This is a genomic window from Symbiopectobacterium sp. Eva_TO (genome assembly GCF_053848865.1).
Genome location: NZ_JBSPEY010000004.1, coordinates 1 through 23,666, shown reverse-complemented (window position 1 = coordinate 23,666; position 23,666 = coordinate 1). Strand labels below are relative to the sequence as shown.

Sequence of the window (23,666 nt, the reverse complement as noted above, 5' to 3'; positions counted from 1 at the left end):
AACTGAAACTAAACAGAGAAGGAGCCAGCTATGGCTAACCGCGTATCTACAAAATCCTTGAGTGTTATCACTCATAAAAATATTCCTGTTATTACCACTGAGCTTTTAGCTGAACTTTACGGCACAGAGCCAGCTAGAATCCGCAAAAATCACAACCGTAATGCTGATCGGTTCGTTGATGGCAAGCATTTGTACAAAGTAACCGGAAGTGACCTTGATAATTTGAGAGTGTCTTTAAGACACTTGCAAATCTCACCCAAAACTCGCAGTCTCATCCTCTGGACAGAACGCGGAGCCGCAAGACACGCCAAGATGCTTGAAACCGACCAGGCATGGGAAGTATTCGAGCAACTGGAAGATTGCTACTTCAATACTGAACGTGCTAACAATCCGCCACGTTACCAGCCTGAAGCCCGAGAGCCACTAACCACCGATGATACATCCCATCTTGCGAGGCTTATCTGGGGCATGGCAAACGGCTTCCGATTCGAGCGCTCATGGAGCAATGCTATCTGGCATGCACTGCGCTATGCGGCGGGCGTCTCTTCCCCACAGCACTTTGGCGTGAGTCATATCCCGATCCTCGCGGAAGAGTGCCAACGCATTTACAGTTTCACCAATGCACTGAAAGAGGTCATGTACGACGCTGAAAAGCAAGCTGCTCGGCGAGTTCTCAAGAATCGTGAGGATGCAGACACCGTGGTGTCAGAAATGAAACAGCTGCTTGATGAAACTAACCAATCGTATAATCTGCTACTGACGAATACATTAGCACGATGGCAGCAGGCGGATATTCAAAAATTCCTACAGCGTCATTGACGGAATGAGGCTAAATAACTGATCAAATGATCAGCTAAAGTGCTTGACTGTTATAACGTTATAACACATAATCACCCCATACTGCGGCAAAAGCGCGCAGGACATGAAGCCCCAACTTTGGTTGGGGCTTTTTATTTATATAAATTACAATCAGTTGTAAAATATAATAATGATCTCTTAATCATTATTAATAGGTTATGCCATGATTGTTGATGTAAACAGAAGTGTTCCAGTACAACCTTTCCAAAATACTTCAGCTACATGCCCTGGAGAAATGTCACCCCTTGCTTGTAATTTGAATCAGATTTCAAATAATACTGAAAAACATTTACCGGCGAAAATTAATAAACGCCGAATGGCGGTAAGTATTAGACCAGCCTTTACTCCTAAAATGATTTATCAACAACAGATAGGTAACATTAGGTTACATTCATGCAATATAAATTATATAACTGAGTAATCTATTGTAGTTCTGCAAGGCTGCGCTAACGCGCGGCCTTTTTATTTCCTAAATCACACAGCGCCCACTTAGCAGGGTGAGGCTATGACACGAATGAGTACTATCTACAGCAGGCTTTCATACGGAAGCGGGACGGGGCTAATAGGGCTGGGCGCTTCTGCCAGAGCCTACGCCGCATCAACTACAGAGAGCGTATGGTTGCTTGCAAACAAAATGGCCGGGTTAACGCTGGGTGATTGGGCGATCATCGTCGGCATGGTCTGCACAGTCGGCACCTTTGCTATCAACTGGTACTACCGCAGGAAGGAATACCAGTTGAGGGAAAAAGGCGGTGCGTGATGAGCAAACGTAAAACTGCCGCGGGTGTAATTTGCTCCGTGGGGGTGATCATCGGCATTGTGATGAATAACGGACAGGTGCGAACTAACAAAGCAGGTCTGGAGCTTATCGGTAATGCCGAATCATGCCGCCGTGACCCCTATGTATGCTCAGCCGGTATTTTGACTGATGGCATTGGCAATACGCATGGCGTTGTTGATGGCACCCGCAAGACAAACCAGCAGATTGCCGCAGACTGGCAGAAAAATATCCTTGAGGCTGAAAATTGCGTTGATAAATACGCAGGTGGTAAGAAATTACCAGATAACGCATTTAGCGCAGCGGTAAGCATTGCTTTTAATGCTGGCTGTGCAAAGGTGCAGACCTCAACCATATTTCAGTTGTTCCGTGCCGGAAAAATTCAGGCAGCGTGTGAGCAGTTCCCGCGTTGGGTATACGGCGGCGGTAAAGTTCTTCCTAGCCTCGTTGCTCGGCGCGAGAAGGAGCGTGAACTATGTCTATCAGGGCTACAGTGATCGCCGTTCTCGTTGCTCTCATTACCGCACTGTCATTCGGTGTCTACTACTACCACGACGCATACAGTAACGCAGCAAACGATTTGGCGCTGGCGAAAGACACCATCGCCGACTTGCAGACCAGACAGCGTGATGTTGCCGAGCTTGATGCCAAATACACCGGAGAACTCGCAGATGCTAAAAGCAAGCTGGCTGATTTGCAGCGCTGTGTTGCTGCTGGCAAGTGCGGGCTGCGCGTCAATGTCATCAAGCAAACCACCTCCACCCCCAGCCTGGATGATGCTACCAGCGCCCGACTTAGTGACACCGCTCAACGGAATTATTTCACTCTCCGAGAGCGAATCGAAACCATCACAAAGCAACTGACCGGATTGCAGCAATACGTCCGTGAGCAGTGCTTGAAATAACCACCACGTTAATCCGGGGTTTTTTTTTCGCCTGTGTATCCTCGTGCGCACAAAACCAAGAGTCTTTCGGGATATGAGCCTGAGACAGAGTGGCGGTTTCATCGCTAACCACTCTTGGGCCACTCATGTCTACGAGGCAGGCTCTATCACCAAAAGGAAATAGTGATGCAATTAGTGGAAATAAAGAAACTTGATCTCGTAGCGAATACTATGGCGATTGCTGAAGGTGTTAAGAAAGATCATGACACCATCATCAAGCTTGTTGACCGTAATAAAGCCGATCTGGAAGAGTTTGGGCCACTCGGATTTGAAATCCGTATGGTTGAAAGAAGCCAAGGTGGTGGCAAGCCTCTTCGTGTTGCATTTCTCAACGAGCAGCAAACTACACTCTTAATTACCTATATGCGCAACAATGAGGTTGTGCGTGCTTTTAAAAAGCGTCTGGTTGCTGAATTCTTTGGTATGCGCAAGACATTAGCGGGCAAAAAGATAGATCGCAATACCGCCCGCCTTGAGTACCGCCCAATGACTGACGCTATCAAGCATGAGCGTGAGGCTCAGGGGAAAACCATTGCGCCGCACCACTTCAGCAACGAGGCCGATTTAATAAACCGCATTGCACTTGGTATGACATCCGCAAAATTTCGAGTCCACCATGAAATAGGCAAGAAAGAATCTATCCGTGACTATCTGACGCCAGAGCAGATCCATTGCATTACCGAACTGCAACGCGCCAACACAGTATTCATTGGCATGGGGTGGGACGTTGAACAACGCAAGGCCACGCTGATGGGAATATTCAACAAAAACCATTGCCAGCCACTGATTGAAGAACAACACCGACTGGCGGCTTAGTATGACAAAAAGCGAAAGAGAAACGTTGAGGCTCGGTTAATCCGGGCCTTTTTCATCGGTGCAGTGCATGCACCCATCACACGTCGGACCTTGTTTAGGAATGAGCCTTTGAGGAAGCAGCTGGCTAGTGCTGCCTTCGACGGGCTGATTTCCTATGCGCCAAAGGTTCATTACCTAAGTAAGGATAAGCACTATGCAAGCAATCACCGTTCCGTTTCATGGAAATGCTCTGTATGTCATCAACCATAACGGCGAACCCTATACCCCGATGAAACCTATCGTCGAAGGAATGGGGATGGATTTGGAAATCACAAAGAACCAAGATAAAACAGCGCTTTGCTAAAGGAGGGGTGGAAATCACCATCCCTACGTCTGGTGGCCCACAGAAGATGCTTTGTCTGGCTCTGCGCAAATTAAACGGCTGGCTTCAGACCATCAGTCCCAACAAGGTTAAGCCCGAAATCCGCGACAAAGTGGTTCAGTATCAGGAGGAGTGTGATGACGTGCTCTATGAATACTGGACTAAAGGTCAGATTACCAATCCACGCAAGCGCAGCGTCATTCAGGAACTCAATGCAGCTTGCGCCGAATTAAAAACGGACAAAGCCGTTGCCAGCGTGTTTGGCACGGTATTGAACGAGTGGAAAGGTATTAAGGCGGCACATGCGAAGAAAATAAAAGTGCTGATTGAAGAAGCTCAATTTTTGCTGACGTTTTAACTGGTGGTGAGTGACACAAAAGCATTGTCAATGAGTCTGCTAATTCAGCGGCAATGCTAGCGACTGGCAGCCTGAAAGACTCCCGTCCTCGCAAACGCGGGGCTTTTTTTCGCCTGCGCTTCACACGCGCATATCAACACAACCCTGAGACTATTCACAAAAGCGACCTTGGAGAACGCCAGTAATGGGTGTGCTCAGGGGCTGGCTGTTCGTGTGATCTGAGGTCTCTTTTTTGAAGGTAAACACCAATGAAAGCATTAACGTTTAAAAATCACTCTGTGGTGCCGTTCGACAACGGTGACGGGAAAATCTGGTTTACCAGTGCACATATGGCTGAATTGCTCGAATACTCTGATGAGAAATCAGTAAATCGCTTGTATAACCGCAATAAAAATGAATTTACAGACGAAATGAGCCGGGTGGTCAGTGTGACCTCTCGTAATAAAAACAAAGAGATACAATACAATCGTGTGCGTGTGTTTTCTCCGCGGGGAGGCCATCTGCTGGGTATGCTGGCGGATACTAAGATAGCCAAAGCATTACGCCGCTGGTTACTTGATCTGGTTGACAAAGAATCTCAGCCAAATTTGGCACTAATGAATATTAACCAGCTTAAAGAACTGACGCTGGGTGAGATGCAAAACCGCTTATTGCAGGTAAATGAATGGTCGTTGGACACATTTGGTCGTCCAGGCAGCAAAAGCATGACAATCCGTAAGCTGCACCTGAAAAAGATTCGGGAAGCGGAAAAATTGATATGTGAATTATCTCAGGTAGCTATTCCGGATCTGGGTGACTTTCCCGATGCTGACGAGGATCCGGAAGCAGCATGAAAGACTACACGCCATTCATTGAAAAGCATGTTGTCGCCGAACTGGTGAAACAGGGCTATGAGCCATCGGTCGCCCTGAAGGGGGCAGACAGGGCGGTAGACCATTACCGTCACAGTGCTTCCGCCAGCGCCAGGGGCAAGATGTTTGACGATTGCTTTCGCATAGCAAAGGCATGGGCGATGAAATACCAGTCCAAAAAGAAATGACGAAATCCAGAGCATTCTCCCGAGAGTGTTCGATATTTCAGCATGAAGTTTATGTGCACCTACAGGAAGAATCCCCACTCAATAGCAGGAAACTCCAAAATGACCGCAATCACCGAATTAACAGACGTTCAGCAAATGAATCTTGAACTGCTGCGACTGGTTCAATCTGACACCGCAGCGGCAGAAAAGGCCATTGAATTTGTTGCTGGCGTTAAGCTGAATTACGAGCTGTTCAAAGACCAGTACACACTCGCAGCCGCCGAACAAACCCCGCTTGCTCGCACTGAAAAAGCTATCCGCGAGGCAAAAGAAGCGCTGACACTATTTGGATGAGGAAATGATTATGGCAGCGCCAAAGGGTAACCGATTCTGGGAGGCTCGTAGCAGTCATGGGCGCAACCCTAAGTTCGATTCGCCCGAGGTGCTATGGTCAGCCTGCTGTGAATACTTCGAGTGGGTAGAAGAGCACCCATTGTGGGAAATGAAGGCCTTCTCGTATCAAGGGGAAGTGACGCAAGAACCCATCGCAAAGATGCGAGCAATGACATTAACGGGTCTATGCCTGTTCTTAGATATTGCCGAAAGCACGTGGCAACTATATCGCGCTCGTGAAGATTTTATGATGGTCACTACGCGAGCGGAGAAAGTCATCTACGACCAGAAATTCTCTGGCGCTGCTGCTGACCTGCTCAACGCAAACATCATTGCCCGAGACCTGGGCCTCAAAGAACAGTCACAGGTTGAAGACGTGACATCTGATAAGGGAGATCGCGGCAAGCGGCTTTCTCGAATTCAGGAGCTTTTACGTGGCAAACGCAGCGACGATTGATATCGATGAGCTAACAGAAGACGAGCAGATAGAATTGCTCGAATTACTGGAAGAAGAAGAGAACTACCGCAAAACCCACCTGCTTTACGAGTTCACTCCATACAGCAAGCAAAGAGAATTTATCGACGCAGGGCATGATTACCCCGAGCGATGCTTTATGGCTGGCAACCAGTTGGGTAAATCTTATACCGGTGGTGCTGAGGTGGCCTTTCATCTCACCGGGCGCTATCCCGGCACTAAAGGATATCCCGATGATGGTAAATACGGCGAGGACTGGAAAGGTAAGCGCTTCTATGAGCCGGTTGTGTTCTGGGTCGGTGGTGAGACTAACGAGACAGTAACGAAGACCACACAGCGCATTCTGTGTGGTCGTATCGAAGAGAATGATGAACCCGGCTACGGATCAATCCCGAAAGAGGACATCATTAGTTGGAAGAAGTCACCCTTCTTCCCGAACCTTGTCGATCACCTGCTTGTTAGGCACCACACTGCCGATGGTGTTGAAGATGGCATGTCTATCTGCTACTTCAAGCCGTACTCACAAGGTCGCGCCCGTTGGCAAGGTGACACCATCCATGGGGTGTGGTTCGACGAAGAGCCGCCGTATAGCATTTATGGTGAAGGCCTGACGCGTACCAACAAGCACGGGCAATTCTCCATCCTGACATTTACCCCGTTAATGGGAATGTCGGACGTTGTAATCAAGTTCCTCAAAAATCCCAGCAAGGCGCAGAAGGTGGTCAACATGACCATTTATGACGCTGAACATTATTCTGATGAGCTGCGAGAGCAAATCATTGCTGGCTACCCAGAGCATGAGCGTGAAGCTCGTGCGCGTGGCATCCCGACGATGGGTAGCGGTCGCATCTTCCAGATACCGGAAGAGACGATTAAGTGCCAGCCGTTCGAATGTCCTGATCATTTCTATGTTATCGACGCGATGGATTTCGGATGGGATCACCCGCAAGCACAGATTCAACTCTGGTGGGACAAGGACGCGGACACAATATATGTCGCTCGCGTGTGGAAAGACAAAGAGAAAACAGCGGTTCAAGCATGGGGCGCTGTCAAATCATGGGCAAGTAAAATTCCCACGGCGTGGCCTCACGATGGCAATCAGCATGAGAAGGGCGGCGGTGAGCAACTTAAAGCTCAATATGCTGATGCGGGTTTCATGATGCTGCCTGAGCATGCAACGTGGCCCGATGGTGGTAACGCCGTTGAGCCAGGAATCACTGAACTGCGTGACATGATGCTCGATGGTAGGTTCAAAGTGTTCAATACCTGCGAGCCATTCTTTGAAGAGTTCCGCCTCTATCACCGCGATGAAAATGGAAAGATAGTCAAAATCAACGATGACATTCTGTCTGCCGTTCGCTACGGCTACATGATGCGTCGCTTTGCCAAGCTGATGCGCGACATCAAGAAGCCGAAAGAAAAGAAAATCCCAGCACCGATTAAACCCGTTTCCCGAGGAAGATAATGGCTGATAACGAAAGCAGGCTGGAGAGCATTCTGTGTCGCTTTGACGCAGACTGGACAGCCGGAGATGAAGCCAGAACAGAGGCGAAGAATGATCTCTTCTTCTCTCGCGTCTCTCAGTGGGACGACTGGCTAACGCAGTACACAACCTTGCAGTATCGCGGTCAGTTTGATGTGGTGCGCCCAGTCGTGCGCAAGTTGGTCGCAGAGATGCGTCAGAACCCTATCGACGTGCTGTATCGACCGAAGGACGGAGCTAAACCAGACGCTGCTGACACGCTGATGGGGATGTATCGCACTGATATGCGACATAACTCAGCAAAGATAGCGGTAAACGTCGCTGTGCGTGAGCAAGTAGAGGCTGGTGTAGGGGCGTGGCGCATCGTCACTGAGTACGAAGACCAAGACCCGACCAGTAACAACCAGATTATCCGGCGCGAACCAATTCACTCAGCCTGCTCATGTGTCGTCTGGGACAGCAATAGCAAGCAGATGGACAAGAGCGACGCCCGTCACTGCACTGTCATCCATTCGATGAGCCGTAACGGCTGGGATGATTTCGCAGAAGAGCACGACCTGGATGCAAGCAATCAGCCTAGCTTTCAGAGTCCCAATGATTGGGTATTTCCTTGGCTGACGCAGGACACCATTCACATCGCTGAATTCTATGAGGTGGTGGAGAAGAAAGAGACAGCATTCATCTATCAGGATCCGCTAACAGGCGAGCCCGTCAGTTACTTCAAGCAAGATATCAAGGATGTTATCGACGAGCTTGCAGAGCGCGGCATGGTGAAGATTGCAGAGCGCAAGATTAAGCGCAAGCGCGTGTATAAAACACTGCTCTCATGCACTGACATCTACAAAGACAAGCAACTGATCGCCGGTGAGCACATCCCTATTGTGCCGTGCTATGGCGAGTGGGGATTTGTTGAGAGCAAAGAGGTGTACGAGGGCGTTGTTCGCTTGACTAAAGATGGGCAGCGCCTGCGCAACATGATCATGTCATTCAACGCCGACATTGTTGCACGCACGCCGAAGAAGAAACCTATCTTCTGGCCTGAGCAAATCCTCGGTTACGAGCACATGTATGACGGAAACGACGATTACCCGTACTACCTGTTGAATCGCGCGGATGAAAACAACGGTGAATTGCCAACTCAACCCATCGCATACATGGAGAATCCAGAGGTTCCGCAGGCTAACGCCTACATGCTGGAAGCGGCAACCAATGCAGTGAAAGAGGTCGCCACTCTCGGCGTGGATGCGGAGGCAGTGAACGGCGGACAGGTGGCATTCGATACTGTTAACCAGTTGAACATGCGCTCTGACCTCGAAACCTACGTGTTTCAGGACAACCTGGCTACAGCCATGCGGCGAGATGGTGAGATTTACCAATCCATCGTTAACGATATCTATGACGTCCCCCGCAACGTGACTATCACCCTTGAGGATGGAAGCGAGAAAGATATTCAGTTGCTCGCTGAAATGGTTGATCTGAGTACCGGGCAGCATGTTGTCATGAATGACATTCGCGGCCGCTATGAGTGCTATACCGATGTTGGCCCATCATTCCAGAGCATGAAGCAGCAGAACCGCGCAGAGATTCAGGAACTCCTTACCAAAGTTGTGCCTGGCACCCCTGAGTGGCAAATGCTCCTACTTCAATACTTCACGCTGCTTGACGGTAAAGGCGTCGAGATGATGCGCGAGTATGCCAACAAACAACTGGTAATTATGGGGCTGAAAAAACCGGAGACACCGGAAGAGATTCAGATGGTGCAGCAGGCGCAGCAGCAACCACAAGAACCATCAGCAGAGCAGACGCAGGCACAAGGTGTATACCTGCAAGGTCAGGCTGAATTGCTCAAAGCGCAGAACCAACAGATGCAAATCCAGGTTGATGCGGCGAAGGTCGAAGGCCAGAACCAGCTTAACGCTGCCAAGGTTGCTGAAATCTTCAATAACATGGATCTGGACAAGCAAGCAGCATTCCGTGAGTTTTTATCGCTCATGGGTAAATTCCAACAACAGAACAGCGATGACGCCCGAGCCAACGCTGAGCTACTTCTCAAAGGCACCGGACAGCAGCATCAACAGCGGCTGGACATTGCCAACATCCTGCAATCGCAGAGACAGAATTCACCTTCCGGCAGTGTAGCCGAGAAATCACCTCAATAAGAGAGAGTTAACATGACCGATACCACCGACATTCAGGAAACTGAAGGCCAAGCCCTGCACGTCGATAATGCGGCGGCAACCGCAGTCGATACCGCGTCAAATGCCAACGACGCACAGTCGCAGGATGCAGGCTTTGAGATTGTCCTGAAAGACGATGAGACAAAACCGAAACAAGACCCGGAAACCAACGCCAAGTTTGCAGCTAAACGCCTTGAGCGTAAGCGGCAGCGTGAGATTGAACAGCAGATGCAGGCGGTTCAACGTGGCGAGGTGCCGGAGGATTTGCGGGTTAATCCTGAGTTACCGCCTCAGCCAGACATTAATGATTATCTGTCTGATGCTGCAATGGAGAAGTACGACTTTGATCAGGGTCGAGCGCTGGCGGCATTCCAAGCCGCTCAGTCTGACTGGCAAATCAAGGCTATGGACGCTCGTAGCAACGCAGTAGCGGAGCAAGGGCGAAAAACTCAAGCATTCACCCAGCAATCAGCGCAATACGTTGAAGCGGCGCGTAAGCACTACGATTCGGCAGAGAAACTAAATCTTCCCGACTATCAGGAGAAAGAAGATGCGTTCCGGCAGTTAGTCCCGGCAGGCGTGGACACTACCATTATGGATCTCTTTCCTGAAAAGTCGGCGGCCATCATGTATCACCTGGGCGCAAACCCAGAGAAATTACGCCGAATCTTAGCGCTTGACGGTCAACGCGCACTCATCGAACTCACTCGACTATCTGAGCAATTAACTCTCAAGCCTCGCGGGACTCAGGTTTCCTCCGCGCCCCCGGCTGACCAATCCATTGCAGGTGATGTGACGGCGGCTAATACCGACGCCATTCGCAGACAGATGGAGGCGGCAGCAAGCAAAGGTGACACGGACGCCTATCGCGCACTCAAGGCAAAACTTAATAAAGGAATCAGATAATGGCTTTGAACGAAGGTCAAGTAATTACCTACATGGTCGATGAAATCATCGAAACCGTGGAAAATATCACACCGATGGCTCAGCGCGTCGGTAAATACACTCCCCACGCTGGCGATATGCAACGTTCGCAAAACACCGTATGGATGCCACTGGAACAGGAAGCGCCAACTCAACAGGGTTGGGACTTGACCGGACAGGCAACGGGCATTCTGGAATTGTCCGTCAAATGCAACATGGGTGTGCCGGATAACGACTTTTTTACTCTGCGTGCTGATGATTTGCGTGATGAACGGTCAATACGCCGCCGTGCTGCTGCATCTGGTCAGAAACTGGCTAATAACGTTGAGAACGCTATCGCAAAACAAGCGGTTGAAATGGGCTCTCTGGTAGTTGCTAGCACGTCTGCGATTGGTTCCGCTAAAACAGGATGGGATTTCATTTCCGAGGCAGAGGCGCTTATCTTCTCTCGCGAATTGAATCGCAGTGCTGGCCTGTCATTCTTCTTCAACCCTACCGATTATCGCGGTGCGGGTCAGGAATTGGCGGGTAAAGACTTATACGGCCGCATTCCAGAGGAGGTATATAAATCTGGCACGATTCAGAAACAGGTCGCCGGGTTTAATGAGGTGCTTCGTTCACCCAAAATGCCAACGCTGTTAGCCTCTACGGCAACGGGTATCACGGTATCCGGCGCACAGAAATTCAAGCCGCAAGCATGGGTTGCTGACGCTGACGGTAACCGTGAAAACGTGGACAACCGCACGGCAACAGTGACGTTAAGTTCTGGAACTGGACTGAAACGCGGCGACAAAATTTCGTTTGCTGGCGTCAAGTACCTTTCTCAGATGGCTAAAAACCTGCTGACACAGGATGCAACTTTTTCTGTTGTAGCTGTTAACGGCACTCAAGTCACCATCACACCAAAGCCTATTGCTCTGGATGACACAGCATTGCTGCCGGAAGAACGCGCATACGCCAACGTAAACACCTCATTGGCCGACACTATGGCGGTGAACATTCTGAACACCACCACTGCGCAATCCAACGTGTTCTGGGCTGATGACGCTATACGCCTTGTATCACAGCCGATCCCCATCAATCACGAATTGTTCTCTGGCATGAAAACCCAGAGCTTCTCAATCCCGAATGTGGGGCTGAACGGCGTTGTAGCCTATCAGGGTGATATCAGCACCCTGTCCGGTAAATGCCGCATCGCGTTGTGGTACTCGGCATGTGCGGTTCGCCCCGAGGCAATCGGTGTTGGGTTGGCTAATCAGGCATAACAAACAGGGGCTTCGGCCCCTTTATTTTGAGGTGCGCATGTCACAGATGATTTATAAGCCGGGCGGAAAAACGAAAGTTTGGAACACTACGGCTCACGTTCTCGTCATTGATGAGGCTGACTTGGAAGAATATCTGGCTGATGGCTGGTTAGACCATCCGAGTAAGCTGTTTGATGCTCCTGAGCCTGAGACAGAAAAACCGAAGCGTGGCCGCAAACCGAAGGCGGTGAATGATGAACCTGAAAACGAAGGGTGATCTTGTTAATGCCGCGCTACGCAAGCTCGGCATTGCATCTAATGCCACGCTGACGGACGTCGAGCCACAGTCAACTGAGGACACGGTAAACGACCTCGAAATGATGATGTCCGAGTGGCTTGGCGGATCGGATTCACCGGGTATTGATGTTGGGTATCAGTTTGCAGATGCAGAGATTGACCCACTGCCCGGTGATGATCACGGATTGCAGAATAACGCTCTCAGCGCTGTTATTTCAAACCTAGCGTGTCGGATTTCTCCTGATTATGCCATCGAACCTACAGCAAAATTAGTCCTGAATGCCCGAAACGGCAAAGAGCTTCTTGTGAAGCTATCTGCAATGTCTCGCGCCAGAAAAGCAAGGTGCAGATCAGGATACCCAAATCGTATGCCAATCGGTTCGGGCAACATTCTTGCTACACAGGTTGGCTGGCGTTATTTCCACAGAAAGGAACCGTGCGATGTCGATTCAACAACTCCCTCTAATGAAGGGGACGGGTAAAAACTTCCGCGATGCCGATTATGTTGATCTCCTGCCGGTAAACATGCTGGCCGTTCAGAAGCCCGTTCTGAATGCCGACGGATATCTGCGTTCATTCCCGGGATTGCGCAGGCTTCGTGATTCAGATGGCCCTTCCCGGGGGGTGATGTTCAACCCGCACAACCGGGTAGTTTATCGGGTAATGGGCGGAAAAGTGTATAAAGAAAATACAATAGTCGGTACCGCACGGGGCCATGGGCGGGTATCGATGTCAGGGAGCGGGAGCAGCCAGGGCGTTGCCATTGATGGTGAGTTGGTGCTTTTCCGGTATGACGGACAAGTAAAATGGCTGGCAAACTGGGATGTGGCCACCGGGTTCGAGCAATATGATATCGGGTCTGTGAGGGATATATGTCATGTGGGTGGGCGTTATATCTGGGTGAAAGACGGCACTGCCACGTTTGGCATTACGGATCTGGAGGATGAATCAAAACCGGACCGGTACCGGGCCTTCTACAGTGCAACCGCGCAGTCGGATGTGATTGAAGCGATAGCAGAATGGCGCGGCTCGGTGGTCTGTTTTGGTTCATCGTCAATTGAATTTTTTTATCTTACCGGCGCGGTGGACGCCAGCTCTCCTATCTATGCGCCCAATGCATCACTGACCATCCCTGTTGGCATAGCGGGTGTTCACTGCAAGACGCGTTTCATGAACAGCTATGCGTTTATCAGCGGGGCCTCATCCGGACCTCCGTCCGTATGGCTTATGGATATCGGGAAAGCCCAGCCTCTGTCCACTGCCAGCGTGGATGCTGTATTGCTGGGTTATACCGCCGATGAACTGGCAACGGCGTTCATGGAATCACTGACGTTTAAGTCGCATGTGCTTTTAATCATCCACCTTCCCCGTCATACCTTGGTTTACGATGCATCTGTCAGTGCAGGTGGTCCAGCCTGGTCGGTACTGAAGTCCGGTGTGGCTGACGATATTTATTACGGGTGCGATTTTATGTTTGATGGTGAACGTATAACGGCGGGTGACAAGCTGCGGGGGCTTGTCGGTGTGGTGGATTTTTCTCTGTCCTCGCTTTACGACGAGATGACCGAGCATATTCTGTTCACCCCGTTGATATCGGCCGACAATGCCCGGCTGTTTGATTTGAGTCTGGAATCCTCTTGCGGACTTTCTTCAGTGACGGGGACCCTGTTTGTTTCCGCCACGCCGGACGGGATTAATTTTGGCCGTGAGTGTCTGGTGGTGCTTGATAAACCTGCCGTGTATGACAGGCGTGTCCTGGTGCGCAAAGTCGGGCGCGTTCGCCGGAACATCGGTTTCAGACTCCGCATCGTGAGTTCTGCCCCGGTGACGCTGTCCGGCCTGACCGTGAGGGTTGAGTCATGAGCGATGAACTGAACACGCCGCTCCAGGGTTCACCCGGAATTGACCCACTCTCCATTCCTGATGCGCTGGGTCCCGTATTCAAGTTGCAGCTGATCACGCTGATAAGCCATATCGGGATGATTGCTCAGCGGGCAAGCAGCGCCGGGCAGACAGCCTTCAGCGGTCAGGAAGAAATTAAATCCATAAAACAGAGAGTTGCAGTGATAGAGCGCGATTATCTTTCGACAGCGCGGGACACACCGCAGGCTCTACTCTCATCGCTGGGTATCGTCACGAAACTGCTGATTGACAACAAGCAGGTGGTGGGTCCCCGTGAAACAGGATGGGCAGCGGCCACTGGCACAGCATTTATCGGCGCATTCAACGCTGACCAGTCATACGCAGCAGGTGCAACCTATTCGCAGGCAGAAATTCAGGCGCTGGCCGCTGGCCTTGTTAAAGCTCAGCAACGCATAAAAGCGCTGGAGGATATGGCTCGCACACATGGTCTTATTGACTGAGGCGTGAATATGATTAGCTTCAAACCAACACGCAATATCGACTTGATTGAGGCGGTAGGAAATCACCCGGACATTATCGCAGGAAGCAATAACGGAGACGGTTACGACTACAAACCAGAATGCAGATATTTCGAGGTTAATGCACACGGACAGTTTGGCGGGATTGTCTACTACCAAGAGATTCAGCCGCTGACTTTTGATTGCCACGCAATGTATCTGCCTGAGATTCGAGGATTTAGCAAAGATATCGGTCTGGCGTTCTGGCGATTCATCCTGTCAGAAACCAATGTCCAATGCGTCACATCATTTGCTGCCTGCAAGTTCCGTCACGGGCAAATCTACTGCGCGATGATCGGATTAAATCGCGTGGGAACCATCAAGAAATACTTCAAAGGCGTTGATGACGTCACCTTTTACGCAGCCACTCGCGAAGAACTAACCGACTTCCTCAATCACGGGAGATAACCATGTTATATGCATTTACGCTGGGCAGGAAACTGCTAGGCGAAGAACCCTGGTGCCCTGAAAAGGGGGGTAAAGGCGGTGGTAGTGACAATGGGGCAGGGGCTCAAGCTGATGCCATGAACCGCGCCACTGCATTACAGCGCGAGCAGTGGCAGACGGTGATGAATAACCTTTCGCCATTCACGCCGCTTGCTCAGCAGAACATATCTCAGTTGCAGAACCTGTCCACGCTTGAGGGTCAGGGTAGTGCGCTAAATCAGTATTACAACTCACAGCAATATAAAGACCTTGCGAATCAGGCCCGCTATCAGAGTCTTGCAGCTGCTGAGGCAAACGGGGGTCTTGGCTCCACCGCAACCGGAAACCAGCTTGCTGCCATCGCGCCTACGCTTGGTCAGAACTGGCTTTCAGGCCAGATGAACAACTACCAGAATCTGGCGAATATCGGTCTTGGGGCGTTGACCGGTCAGGCCAACGCCGGTCAGGCCTACGCCAACAACACCGGCCAACTATTGCAGCAGAATGCGTCACTTGCAGCGGCTAATGCTAATAAGCCATCGTCATTGCAGCAAGGCATCGGCGGCGCATTAAGTGGCGCGTCCATTGGTATGGGGATTGGTGGGCCGTGGGGTGCTGCCATCGGTGGTGGGCTTGGGTTGCTTGGAGGGTTGTTCTGATGGCTACCTGGAACCAAGGTATTAACTCTGGCGGCTTTCTGGCTGGTATCGGCGGAATGAACGAAAACGCCCCACGCGCCCGCGATGTTAACGCCACTCTCGGCATGATTCGTGATAACAACGACTTCGCCCGCGCAGGTGGTAACAACGTTGGATTGCAGGCATTACAGGGGCTGCAAGGGTTGTCTGATGCTTACAAGCAAAACCAGCAGGCAGAGCGTCAGAAAGTATTCCAGCAGGAGTTCGGCAACGCTTTTAAATCGGGCGACCGTACCGCCATGCGTGATTTGGCAGCGAAATACCCTGACCAGTTCGAGAATGTGCAGAAAGGCATGGGATTCATTGACGATGACCATCGTACAACGATGGGTGATCTAGCGATGAATGCACAGGTAGCAGCAGGGCAAGGGCCGGAAGCATTCGGCAACTTCCTGAAAACCAATGCTGACGAGCTTAACCGTATTGGCGTAAATCCGGCAGATGTAGGTCAGACATACCAGCAAGACCCGAAAGGTGCATCTGACCTGTTCGGCAATCTGGCTATGTTCTCGCTGGGACCAAAGGGTTATCTGGAAGCGTTGGATAAGCGCGAGGGACGCCAGAATGACGCGGCAAAACTGACAGAGCAGGTGCGCAGTAATAGGGCAAGCGAAGGTTTGCAGGCTAGAGGGCAGGATATTAGTTTTCAGAACTCACTGAGAACCAGCGGTGGGTCTGTCCCCGCATCTGTCCGAGAATACCAATATTTTCAGAGCCTCGGGCCAGATCAACAAAAAACATATCTCAGGGTGCGCGGTAGGCCAGAGGCGATGGGGGATAGCATGGTTCAACTGGCAGACGGGCGTACTGTAAGTGTCACTGGCAAGCTGCATGGATCTGGTGCCAGTGCTTTCTATGAAGGGGTTGATGACGCCGGGAATATGGTTCGCGTCCCCGCTAGCGCTATCGCTGCGCCTCCAACATCAGCAGCGACGGCGCAGAATTCCGCCATGAAGAAGGATCTGGACGCCATCGAGGGTGCTAGCGCAGGGGCTCTTGGGGTTATGACAGGGATTACTGGTGGCACGGGTAAGCAAGCTTTAGGCGCAGATGTAAGAAGTCGGTTAAGTGGTGGCGAGCAACGCCAACTATACAATGCTGCACAGAGGATTCAGGGAAGAATGCAAAACCAAGGTGTTGCGGCTGCCCGCGACATGGGGGCCAGCGGAATTAACACGGTGGCAGAGGCCAAGATGTATTTTCAAGGTATGCCACAGTTTGATTCTTCAAGCCCAGAGGCGGCGAAAAGGTCTGCACGCGAGATTCGAGAGTATACTGACAACTACAACCAGCAGTACAACGTTAATGTGGGTGGTAGTAAGTCTCAGCAGCAGGCACCGCAGCCAGCTCAACAACCAACACAACCGCATCAACAGGGCGGCTTTTCTTCGCTATGGGGTGATTAATGCCAAAGGCATGGAAGGACGTAATAGCTTCCCCTCAATATCAATCCCTATCTCCGCAGCAGCAAACAGAAGCACAGGCGCAATACTTTGACGAAGTGGTTGCCCCCCGCACTGGTGAGAATTGGGCTGAAGCGAGAGATCAGTTTTATTCGGCATACCCTTCTGCCCTTGAGCAGCAGCGAGCGCAAGAGCAACAGACTCAATCTCAATCACCGTCCATGGCTGATAACGTTGAGCAAGCTGCCAGGGGGCTGGTAAACATTCCGTTTGATATTCTCCAGGGTGGAGCTGATTTAATCAATGCCGGAACTGGCGCGGTTGGTCTTGGTGATGTGCTCGATCCTATTTATCGCCCGGTAGACAGGCCCACTGACAAATTCGCTCAGGCTGGCGAGGCAATTGGCGGATATTTAATGCCGATTGGCGCGGCAGCAAAAGTAGCTCTGCCAGCGGAGTTGTTGACTAGATCGCCATCTCTGGCAAGCGGGATAAGCACTGCCGGTAACATGATAACAGGCTCACTTGCTGAGGCTTCTAATCAGCAGGGAGATTTTGCCGCTAATGCTGCTCAAAACGCCGCAATTAATCTAGGCGCTCAAGGTCTGCTTTCTGGTGCTGCCACTGCAATAGGTAGAGGTGTTACGGCTCTCAAGGGGAGTATTGCACCAGAGGCACAGCAAACCATTGCGAATGCTGAACGCATGGGTATTACCCCAATGACGTCAGATATGGTCAAGCCGAGAAATGCATTCACGAGAGGGCTCCAACAAGATGCGGAAGGTGCCATTTTAGGAACAGGCGAAAAAAGAGCGGAGCAGTATGCGGGTAGAAGCAAACTTGTCAGTAATTACCTAGATCAAGTAGGCGAGTACAATCCTGATGATATCGTTAAGTCACTGACATCAACATTGAAAGGTAGAAAGGACGCAGCCGGGGCAGTTATTGATGACGTAACCACGAAAATGGGTGCGTCACCAGTTGAAACAACCAACTCTATCAGCGCAATAGACACCAGCATTGCAAGACTGGAGCGCCTCGGGACTTCTGCCGATCAGGGGTTATTAGGCACGTTAAAAAACCTGAAAGACGAACTTTCAAGCCAAGGAGTGGATTTCGACCTGCTTCGCCAGCATCGCACAGCTTTCCGGTCAAATGTTCAGGGTGATGCCATGGTTTTCCCTAATCAGGCAAAGGCGATCACCCACATGGTAGAGAATGCCATGAGTCGTGATTTACGCTCATCGGTAGGTAAAACGCTCGGGCCATCTGACGCGGCAAAATACATCAAGGCCAACTCAGACTACGCAAATATTTACAACAAGGTTTTGAATAAGCGCATATCCACGATATTGAATAAAGCGAGTAACGAAGCCACGCCAGAACTGATAAATAGCATTGTATATAGTCGTAATGCCTCTGACATCAAGAGAATTTGGTCAGCCCTTGACCCTAAAGGTAAGGATGCAATGCGTGCGGCATATATCACAAAAATGGCAGATGCGGCGGGTGACTCACCGGCAAAATTCATGACCCAAGTGAATAAACTGAAAAAACAAGCCGGTGGTGAAATCTACAATAGCGTATTTAGCGGGAGGCACATGAGAGAGCTTGATGCGCTGGATGACGTTTTGCGTACCACATCAAGATCCGATGCCGCAAACGTTGTTACTCAGACTGGTCAGTCTCAGGCAAACAGGCTGAGAATGATGGGTAGTGTGCTGTCTCTCGGAGCGACGCTTGGGATTGAAGGAGGTTTTGGTACATTGATGCGCCTATACGAGTCAAAGCCAATGCGAAATGCCTTGCTGCGATTGGCTGGCACAAAAGCAGGAACGGCAGCATACGAACGAGCATTAAATCAAGCTGCAAATATAGTTAAGCCAATTTTGGCAAACCAAGCTACCCAGCAAGAGTAAAGCGCGGCAAATGAGATAACCCAACCTAACCCGCTTCGGCGGGTTTTTTATTACCGCAGATTCGCTCTGTGGGGACGACTCACGCCCGGAGAAATATTTATGGCCGATATTAATGCTAACGTCGCGGTCCGCATACCGTCTTCGCTGTTCGTTATGCCGCGCAGTTTTAAACCCATCCCGAACGGGAATATTTACATCGGTCGTCCTGATACCGACCCGACCCAGCCCCTCAATCAGATCCCGGTTTATTATGCGAACGAATCCGGCGTGATGGTGCAGGTGGCGCAGCCTCTGGTGATAAACAACGCCGGTTATCCGGTGTACAACGGCGTGGTGACCGACTTTCTCACAGAAGGTCCCTATGCGATGGCAGTTTATAACACGAGTGGTGTGCAGGAATTTTATTTCAGCAACATCATGCCGTCGATCGCCGGCGGGCAGGCCATTAACCTGAAGAAATTCCTGACCGTGCCGGAAACCAGCGTTGAGGCGCTGCCGGATGTGAATATGCGCAAGAATAAACTGCTGGGCTTTGATGCTTATGGCGATCCGATAGCAATAGCCAACCAGACGGGACAGTACAATCCGGTGGAAATTGCACTGACCACACCCCCCGCCCCTGAAGATAAGCAAGTATACCTGTTGATAGGGGGCTATAAGGTTCCGGCATGGCCGACGCGCGAGAACACACACATGGTTGGTTACCCGACAGCCCCGCGCATTGTGTCGCCGGTTTTCAGCTTCCGGGCGGCGGTGAATCACAATTACCGCATCCCGTTTGCAATACTGAATGCGGAGCTGCCAGCGGCATTACAGGTCACGGCAGACAAGCCGGAGAGATTTACCCCCTTAAAAGCCTCACGTCTGACACAAAGCAGCGGTGTGATTGACATGACCACGAATTATTCGGGGCGAGATGATGAGAGGTCGGTGATCACGCTGACTGATACGTTAAGCGGAACGATGCAAAGTTTTACCGTGTTACACAGCCATACGCCGCTGGACTCACTGACCGTCTCGGCCTCTACGATCAGTGATGGTACAATCCATATGGAATATGAGCCACAAAATTTGCCACAAAACACCCACAAGTACGCCGCGGTCATTAAGCCAGAGGTGACTATCAGTCCCGACATCAGCCACCGGGTTGCCCACATGCTAAATTATTTTAATGAAGCCGTTGTGGTAAGAAAGAACGCGGTATTTACCCCGTTTGTGACAGAGATAACCCTGGAGGCGCCGTATAAAGGAAGTCTTGAGGTGATACTGAAAGATTCGCTGAACGGATTAACGGTCTCGAAATTCGTGGATGTGGATTTTGCAGGACGGCAAGAAAGAAGTGAATAAAAAATTGGCTTTGTTGAATAAACAGATTTTATGCTGCACCCGGTGAAACGACAGATCCTCTCAACGCAAAACCCTTTCCCCTCTCAAGGTTCACCGTTTTTCTCGGCCAATAACCTTATCATCCCCCACGCGGGACAGGAAGCTGGAGCGACTACCATACTCAGGATGTGCAGATGCGGCGGTAGATGGATTTCCAAAAAGTCTCGGGCCACAGCGATATCGCCGAGGTTTTTGAACAGGGAGTCATGTTGGGAGAGTGAGGATGTTGTCATCGGCGCAGTATACCTTGCTCAGGTTACGGTATGCCATCGAAATCCCCGGCCCTTCAACGAGCCGGGGCGGCTGTCAGTGCCTCTGCGCGAACTGCTTGAGTTCGGACTTGTGCCAGCGGGTCAGCGTATCGGTGAGCATGAAAGCGTTGCTCTGGCTGGCGTCATTAAGCAAGCTATCGATTTCAGCCATCACGCTATCCAGATTCTCACGCTTGCGCACAAGCTGCCTAATGGTTCGTCTCTCTGCGTCAACCATAGCCGATTGCAGACGTTCGATAACAGCCCATATGCGTTCGCATTCTCGGGCGATATTCGGGATGTGGCGGACTTCCATCGGCTGAGGTGAGGGAATGCCGGTGGCTTCGCGTAAAGCGTACCAGATGCCATTGCTCCACGCCTGTTTGAAGCGGAAGTTATGGCTCATGTGCCAAATCAGGCGGGCGAGGTTAGCGGTATCGTTAGCAGTGAAGAGTTCGTGGGACTCGGGTTGATACTGTGGCGGATTGTTAGCACGTTCAGTATTGAAGTAGCAATCTTCCAGTTGCTCGAACACTTCCCATGCTTTATCGGTCTCAAGCATCTTAGCGTGGCGGGCGGCTCCGCGTTCTGTCCAAAGGATGAGGCTACGAGCATTTTTGCCAACTAACCCTCTTAAAGATGGTCTGTTCTTGGCTTCTCGTAATTCATCGTTTTCAAGTTTGAAGAAATGTTTACCTGCTATAAATCTGTCCGCATTTCGGAGATAGTTATTTTGAATATGTTTGACGTCAGTTCCGTAAAGCTGCGCCAGAAGTTCAGTAGTGATAACGGCGATGTTATTGTGGGTAATGACGGACAGAATGTTTGTATTGATTGGGTTGGTCATAATATACATCCTTCTAGATTGTTCAATTTACCCATTGTTCAGATGGGCGGTCGGGTACTTGAACACCGCTAGAAGACGGCCAGCAGCTTTTCCCATACGGGTGTTGTATCGCTACTCGCTACCCGACCATAATAATCTATGGACGTAAAAAAACCGCATTACTTTCGGGCGCGGTATCCGCTTCTAGGGTGTGTTCAGCACCTGAAAGCGACTATAGCGCATGGGATTTCCTTCGTCAAATGTGGGGATTCTGGCGTAGTCGGCAAGTCGAAATGGACGGTAAGTTATTGATAAAAATGTCGTGTATTGTTGTGCTTTGTTGTGTTTTGTCGCCTATCTTTTGAGTACCAATTAACCCTAACTATTTGATAATTATTAGATTAGTACTTTATAACTTCGCTGTGTGGCTTACAGCGGCAGAGAAATATCAGCATTTTTATTCAATGGGTTACAAACAATCGATCGAAATTACTCGAAATTCGATCGAAATAATTACACCTCCATCCATTCTGCCCCTCTTACATCCCGATACTTATCGGTCATGGTTGCTGATTTATGACCCAGGAGTTTTTGCGCGTAATCCCTACCTTTCTCATCGGTGTAGAGACGCGCTGACAAACTTCTGATTTCATGAAATGAGGGAGGGTTACGTTCCCATATTAACCCTGATGCCTTGCGTGCCTCACGAAATGCAGAAGATATCGTTTTTGCGGCAAATTGCTTGTATTTGGCGTCTGCGACGATATGTGCCCTCCCGTTGTTTAATTCTCTAAACTGGTTCAGTACATCGGAAAGGCATAAATTGAGGCAGTCGATGCGGGTTGCCTTGGAGAACGCAAGCATCATGCCTGTTTTCGCTTGCTTGATGTAAAGGCGTCCGTCTTTGAAATCCTCCCAGCGTAGCGCCTGTATATCCCCTAAACGTTGACCGGTGACTAAAGCAAGGTCAAGGCAGGGCCCAACCCATGCGGGTAATGTATCCGCTGCCTTGCGTATAAGCCTCCACTCATCCAGCGTTATACGCTCCCTCTGAATGTCCACCCGCTGATTACGCGTAACCTCGGCTGGATTGCTTTTGAGCAGCCCATCGGCAATGGCTTCACGAAACAAGTCAAGCAGCAATGCTCTGATGCGGTTCGCCATTGTCGGTTTTCCTGCCTTTACCCACTGATTAAGGAACGAGGCAATGTCTTTGGTTTCTACTTTCTGAAGAACAAATTCGCCTAAATGGGTGTTAACGGTTTTCAGGTATTTATTGTACTCGCTCATCGTTTTCGGCTTGAGTTTTCTGCCGTCGAGTATCGTCAGATAGCGTTCAGTCCATTGACTAACTGTGGTCACCTGTGTGCCGTTGATGCGGTCAACGAGCGGTGATTGTTTTGATGAGCCATAAATTGCCATATTGGCGGCGATGGCTTGCGTAATGGCCTCCTGTCGATGGCGACCCAGGCCGTATTCTTTTCCGGTGCGCGGGTCACGGTAGCAAAAATAGCCGCCATTGCGCGGTTGCAGGTTTGGCGGCAAGTCGCGGTTCTTATGACTTCTCCGGCGTGCCATGTTTTATCCTCGATACTAATGATGAGTTAACAGGTCTGTATGAATGAAGTGTGTCGTTTTGACTTAGCCTCGTGGCGGTTTCGTCAACCAGATATTCGCGACCATCACGTATTGCTGGCGGGTCAAAACGTACATTTCTAGCTGCTCGTCTTAGCGTTTCCATACAGCGCGGACGGGGTTGCCGCCGATTCCACTCGGATAAGGTGATGTATGCCATTATTTACCTCTGCTAAAATTAAGCCGTTGCGCCATTTGTCATGGTGGCAGGCGGGGAATTTGTGAATCTCGGAAACGGTACAGTGAAGGTTGCCGACAGGGTGTGCGGTGATGCAGGTGATTTCAGGCTGTAACAGCCTTGGTTAGAGTACTGATGCAGGTCGTAGAGGTTTGCCTTGCTGCCCGAGGATATCGATAAGCCTTCTGTATCCGTTTCTCAGCCATTGAACCCATTTATCCAGTTGGGTTTCTTCCGGGTGATAGCTCCCCATGAGGGCAGCATGACCCGCGAATGCATAATTCATGGGTGCTCCTGTTTTTATATTGCTATTTGGGTGTCGTATTTGGCGTGGCTCATGGTCTTCCAGCTCTGGCCATTATCTTTGGATAACATGCGCCAGTAGAGGGAGAGCCGTAT

Annotated in this window: 26 protein-coding genes and 3 pseudogenes; 24 read left to right on the top strand and 5 right to left on the bottom strand. The window is 50.5% G+C overall.

Annotated features, from left to right (window positions below; genetic code table 11):
- Positions 1-30 precede the first annotated feature (30 nt).
- The 24 genes and pseudogenes from ACWWJF_RS01905 to ACWWJF_RS01790 all read left to right on the top strand — a co-directional run.
- Positions 31-405 (top strand): annotated as a pseudogene (locus ACWWJF_RS01905) (ORF6N domain-containing protein); the annotation flags it as partial.
- A 616-nt stretch (positions 406-1,021) separates the two neighbouring features.
- Entirely contained in the window at positions 1,022-1,279 is a 258-nt protein-coding gene (locus tag ACWWJF_RS01900) for a hypothetical protein (protein WP_455868556.1), read from the top strand.
- An 84-nt stretch (positions 1,280-1,363) separates the two neighbouring features.
- Positions 1,364-1,618 (top strand): phage holin, encoded by a 255-nt coding sequence (locus ACWWJF_RS01895; protein ID WP_455868555.1) that lies wholly within the window; start codon positions 1,364-1,366, stop codon positions 1,616-1,618.
- The gene (locus ACWWJF_RS01890) at positions 1,618-2,133 is read left to right on the top strand and encodes a lysozyme (RefSeq protein ID WP_455868554.1); all 516 of its coding nucleotides are present in this window, start codon (positions 1,618-1,620) and stop codon (positions 2,131-2,133) included. The genes ACWWJF_RS01895 and ACWWJF_RS01890 overlap by 1 nt, the downstream gene beginning before the upstream one ends.
- Positions 2,112-2,540, top strand: a complete 429-nt coding sequence (locus tag ACWWJF_RS01885; RefSeq protein ID WP_455868553.1) for a lysis protein — start codon at positions 2,112-2,114, stop codon at positions 2,538-2,540. The genes ACWWJF_RS01890 and ACWWJF_RS01885 overlap by 22 nt, the downstream gene beginning before the upstream one ends.
- A 165-nt stretch (positions 2,541-2,705) precedes the next feature.
- Positions 2,706-3,395: a Rha family transcriptional regulator gene (locus ACWWJF_RS01880; RefSeq protein WP_455868552.1), complete on the top strand. Its 690-nt coding sequence runs from the start codon at positions 2,706-2,708 to the stop codon at positions 3,393-3,395.
- Between the two features lie 193 nt (positions 3,396-3,588).
- Positions 3,589-4,114 (top strand): annotated as a pseudogene (locus tag ACWWJF_RS01875) (phage antirepressor N-terminal domain-containing protein).
- A gap of 248 nt (positions 4,115-4,362) precedes the next feature.
- Positions 4,363-4,947, top strand: coding sequence for a BRO family protein (locus ACWWJF_RS01870; RefSeq protein ID WP_455868551.1), 585 nt, complete (start codon positions 4,363-4,365; stop codon positions 4,945-4,947).
- Positions 4,944-5,153, top strand: coding sequence for a hypothetical protein (locus ACWWJF_RS01865; protein WP_455868550.1), 210 nt, complete (start codon positions 4,944-4,946; stop codon positions 5,151-5,153). Before ACWWJF_RS01870 ends, ACWWJF_RS01865 begins: the two co-directional genes overlap by 4 nt.
- 99 nt (positions 5,154-5,252) lie before the next feature.
- Positions 5,253-5,486 (top strand): DUF2560 family protein, encoded by a 234-nt coding sequence (locus tag ACWWJF_RS01860; RefSeq protein WP_291972560.1) that lies wholly within the window; start codon positions 5,253-5,255, stop codon positions 5,484-5,486.
- A gap of 10 nt (positions 5,487-5,496) precedes the next feature.
- Positions 5,497-5,982 carry a DNA-packaging protein gene (locus ACWWJF_RS01855; protein WP_455870894.1) on the top strand — a complete coding sequence of 162 codons (486 nt, stop codon included), beginning with the start codon at positions 5,497-5,499 and terminating at the stop codon, positions 5,980-5,982.
- A complete protein-coding gene (locus ACWWJF_RS01850; protein WP_455868549.1) occupies positions 5,960-7,465 on the top strand; it encodes a terminase large subunit domain-containing protein in 1,506 nt (501 codons plus the stop codon). Before ACWWJF_RS01855 ends, ACWWJF_RS01850 begins: the two co-directional genes overlap by 23 nt.
- A complete protein-coding gene (locus ACWWJF_RS01845) occupies positions 7,465-9,642 on the top strand; it encodes a portal protein (RefSeq protein WP_455868548.1) in 2,178 nt (725 codons plus the stop codon). Before ACWWJF_RS01850 ends, ACWWJF_RS01845 begins: the two co-directional genes overlap by 1 nt.
- 12 nt (positions 9,643-9,654) lie before the next feature.
- On the top strand, positions 9,655-10,566 hold the full coding sequence (locus ACWWJF_RS01840) for a scaffolding protein (protein WP_455868547.1): 912 nt from the start codon (positions 9,655-9,657) through the stop codon (positions 10,564-10,566).
- The gene (locus ACWWJF_RS01835; protein ID WP_455868546.1) at positions 10,566-11,849 is read left to right on the top strand and encodes a P22 phage major capsid protein family protein; all 1,284 of its coding nucleotides are present in this window, start codon (positions 10,566-10,568) and stop codon (positions 11,847-11,849) included. Before ACWWJF_RS01840 ends, ACWWJF_RS01835 begins: the two co-directional genes overlap by 1 nt.
- Positions 11,850-11,886: 37 nt before the next feature.
- Entirely contained in the window at positions 11,887-12,105 is a 219-nt protein-coding gene (locus ACWWJF_RS01830; protein ID WP_455868545.1) for a hypothetical protein, read from the top strand.
- The gene (locus ACWWJF_RS01825) at positions 12,083-12,607 is read left to right on the top strand and encodes a packaged DNA stabilization gp4 family protein (protein ID WP_455870893.1); all 525 of its coding nucleotides are present in this window, start codon (positions 12,083-12,085) and stop codon (positions 12,605-12,607) included. Before ACWWJF_RS01830 ends, ACWWJF_RS01825 begins: the two co-directional genes overlap by 23 nt.
- Positions 12,567-13,988 (top strand): packaged DNA stabilization protein, encoded by a 1,422-nt coding sequence (locus ACWWJF_RS01820; RefSeq protein WP_455868544.1) that lies wholly within the window; start codon positions 12,567-12,569, stop codon positions 13,986-13,988. The genes ACWWJF_RS01825 and ACWWJF_RS01820 overlap by 41 nt, the downstream gene beginning before the upstream one ends.
- Positions 13,985-14,488, top strand: coding sequence for a DNA stabilization protein (locus ACWWJF_RS01815; RefSeq protein ID WP_455868543.1), 504 nt, complete (start codon positions 13,985-13,987; stop codon positions 14,486-14,488). Before ACWWJF_RS01820 ends, ACWWJF_RS01815 begins: the two co-directional genes overlap by 4 nt.
- A 9-nt stretch (positions 14,489-14,497) precedes the next feature.
- Positions 14,498-14,953 carry a DUF2824 family protein gene (locus ACWWJF_RS01810; protein WP_455868542.1) on the top strand — a complete coding sequence of 152 codons (456 nt, stop codon included), beginning with the start codon at positions 14,498-14,500 and terminating at the stop codon, positions 14,951-14,953.
- A gap of 2 nt (positions 14,954-14,955) precedes the next feature.
- A complete protein-coding gene (locus ACWWJF_RS01805) occupies positions 14,956-15,630 on the top strand; it encodes a DNA transfer protein (RefSeq protein ID WP_455868541.1) in 675 nt (224 codons plus the stop codon).
- Positions 15,630-17,075: a phage DNA ejection protein gene (locus tag ACWWJF_RS01800; RefSeq protein ID WP_455868540.1), complete on the top strand. Its 1,446-nt coding sequence runs from the start codon at positions 15,630-15,632 to the stop codon at positions 17,073-17,075. Before ACWWJF_RS01805 ends, ACWWJF_RS01800 begins: the two co-directional genes overlap by 1 nt.
- Positions 17,075-18,991, top strand: a complete 1,917-nt coding sequence (locus ACWWJF_RS01795; protein ID WP_455868539.1) for a DNA transfer protein — start codon at positions 17,075-17,077, stop codon at positions 18,989-18,991. Before ACWWJF_RS01800 ends, ACWWJF_RS01795 begins: the two co-directional genes overlap by 1 nt.
- A gap of 99 nt (positions 18,992-19,090) precedes the next feature.
- A complete protein-coding gene (locus ACWWJF_RS01790) occupies positions 19,091-20,338 on the top strand; it encodes a phage tailspike protein (protein ID WP_455868538.1) in 1,248 nt (415 codons plus the stop codon).
- Positions 20,339-21,094: 756 nt separating this feature from the next.
- Here ACWWJF_RS01790 and ACWWJF_RS01785 read toward each other — a convergent pair.
- The 5 genes and pseudogenes from ACWWJF_RS01785 to ACWWJF_RS01765 all read right to left on the bottom strand — a co-directional run.
- Positions 21,095-21,475 (bottom strand): annotated as a pseudogene (locus tag ACWWJF_RS01785) (ORF6N domain-containing protein); the annotation flags it as partial.
- Between the two features lie 492 nt (positions 21,476-21,967).
- Positions 21,968-23,032, bottom strand: coding sequence for a phage integrase Arm DNA-binding domain-containing protein (locus ACWWJF_RS01780; RefSeq protein ID WP_455868537.1), 1,065 nt, complete (start codon positions 23,030-23,032; stop codon positions 21,968-21,970).
- On the bottom strand, positions 23,010-23,195 hold the full coding sequence (locus tag ACWWJF_RS01775; protein WP_455868536.1) for an excisionase: 186 nt from the start codon (positions 23,193-23,195) through the stop codon (positions 23,010-23,012). The genes ACWWJF_RS01780 and ACWWJF_RS01775 overlap by 23 nt, the downstream gene beginning before the upstream one ends.
- A gap of 196 nt (positions 23,196-23,391) precedes the next feature.
- Positions 23,392-23,553 carry a protease FtsH-inhibitory lysogeny factor CIII gene (locus ACWWJF_RS01770; RefSeq protein WP_455868535.1) on the bottom strand — a complete coding sequence of 54 codons (162 nt, stop codon included), beginning with the start codon at positions 23,551-23,553 and terminating at the stop codon, positions 23,392-23,394.
- Between the two features lie 14 nt (positions 23,554-23,567).
- Positions 23,568-23,666, bottom strand: coding sequence for a ParE family toxin-like protein (locus ACWWJF_RS01765; protein ID WP_455870892.1), 99 nt, complete (start codon positions 23,664-23,666; stop codon positions 23,568-23,570).

What these genes read in the sequence shown, in the direction of transcription:
- ACWWJF_RS01800 (WP_455868540.1), top strand. Translation starts at nt 15,630, where the DNA reads ATGGCTACCTGGAACCAAGGTATTAACTCTGGCGGCTTTCTGGCTGGT.
- ACWWJF_RS01780 (WP_455868537.1), bottom strand. Translation starts at nt 23,032, where the DNA reads ATGGCACGCCGGAGAAGTCATAAGAACCGCGACTTGCCGCCAAACCTG.
- ACWWJF_RS01860 (WP_291972560.1), top strand. Translation starts at nt 5,253, where the DNA reads ATGACCGCAATCACCGAATTAACAGACGTTCAGCAAATGAATCTTGAA.
- ACWWJF_RS01830 (WP_455868545.1), top strand. Translation starts at nt 11,887, where the DNA reads ATGTCACAGATGATTTATAAGCCGGGCGGAAAAACGAAAGTTTGGAAC.
- ACWWJF_RS01770 (WP_455868535.1), bottom strand. Translation starts at nt 23,553, where the DNA reads ATGAATTATGCATTCGCGGGTCATGCTGCCCTCATGGGGAGCTATCAC.
- ACWWJF_RS01845 (WP_455868548.1), top strand. Translation starts at nt 7,465, where the DNA reads ATGGCTGATAACGAAAGCAGGCTGGAGAGCATTCTGTGTCGCTTTGAC.
- ACWWJF_RS01855 (WP_455870894.1), top strand. Translation starts at nt 5,497, where the DNA reads ATGGCAGCGCCAAAGGGTAACCGATTCTGGGAGGCTCGTAGCAGTCAT.
- ACWWJF_RS01900 (WP_455868556.1), top strand. Translation starts at nt 1,022, where the DNA reads ATGATTGTTGATGTAAACAGAAGTGTTCCAGTACAACCTTTCCAAAAT.
- ACWWJF_RS01885 (WP_455868553.1), top strand. Translation starts at nt 2,112, where the DNA reads ATGTCTATCAGGGCTACAGTGATCGCCGTTCTCGTTGCTCTCATTACC.
- ACWWJF_RS01805 (WP_455868541.1), top strand. Translation starts at nt 14,956, where the DNA reads ATGTTATATGCATTTACGCTGGGCAGGAAACTGCTAGGCGAAGAACCC.
- ACWWJF_RS01865 (WP_455868550.1), top strand. Translation starts at nt 4,944, where the DNA reads ATGAAAGACTACACGCCATTCATTGAAAAGCATGTTGTCGCCGAACTG.
- ACWWJF_RS01820 (WP_455868544.1), top strand. Translation starts at nt 12,567, where the DNA reads ATGTCGATTCAACAACTCCCTCTAATGAAGGGGACGGGTAAAAACTTC.
- ACWWJF_RS01775 (WP_455868536.1), bottom strand. Translation starts at nt 23,195, where the DNA reads ATGGAAACGCTAAGACGAGCAGCTAGAAATGTACGTTTTGACCCGCCA.
- ACWWJF_RS01880 (WP_455868552.1), top strand. Translation starts at nt 2,706, where the DNA reads ATGCAATTAGTGGAAATAAAGAAACTTGATCTCGTAGCGAATACTATG.
- ACWWJF_RS01870 (WP_455868551.1), top strand. Translation starts at nt 4,363, where the DNA reads ATGAAAGCATTAACGTTTAAAAATCACTCTGTGGTGCCGTTCGACAAC.
- ACWWJF_RS01795 (WP_455868539.1), top strand. Translation starts at nt 17,075, where the DNA reads ATGCCAAAGGCATGGAAGGACGTAATAGCTTCCCCTCAATATCAATCC.
- ACWWJF_RS01825 (WP_455870893.1), top strand. Translation starts at nt 12,083, where the DNA reads ATGAACCTGAAAACGAAGGGTGATCTTGTTAATGCCGCGCTACGCAAG.
- ACWWJF_RS01890 (WP_455868554.1), top strand. Translation starts at nt 1,618, where the DNA reads ATGAGCAAACGTAAAACTGCCGCGGGTGTAATTTGCTCCGTGGGGGTG.
- ACWWJF_RS01790 (WP_455868538.1), top strand. Translation starts at nt 19,091, where the DNA reads ATGGCCGATATTAATGCTAACGTCGCGGTCCGCATACCGTCTTCGCTG.
- ACWWJF_RS01840 (WP_455868547.1), top strand. Translation starts at nt 9,655, where the DNA reads ATGACCGATACCACCGACATTCAGGAAACTGAAGGCCAAGCCCTGCAC.
- ACWWJF_RS01835 (WP_455868546.1), top strand. Translation starts at nt 10,566, where the DNA reads ATGGCTTTGAACGAAGGTCAAGTAATTACCTACATGGTCGATGAAATC.
- ACWWJF_RS01895 (WP_455868555.1), top strand. Translation starts at nt 1,364, where the DNA reads ATGACACGAATGAGTACTATCTACAGCAGGCTTTCATACGGAAGCGGG.
- ACWWJF_RS01810 (WP_455868542.1), top strand. Translation starts at nt 14,498, where the DNA reads ATGATTAGCTTCAAACCAACACGCAATATCGACTTGATTGAGGCGGTA.
- ACWWJF_RS01815 (WP_455868543.1), top strand. Translation starts at nt 13,985, where the DNA reads ATGAGCGATGAACTGAACACGCCGCTCCAGGGTTCACCCGGAATTGAC.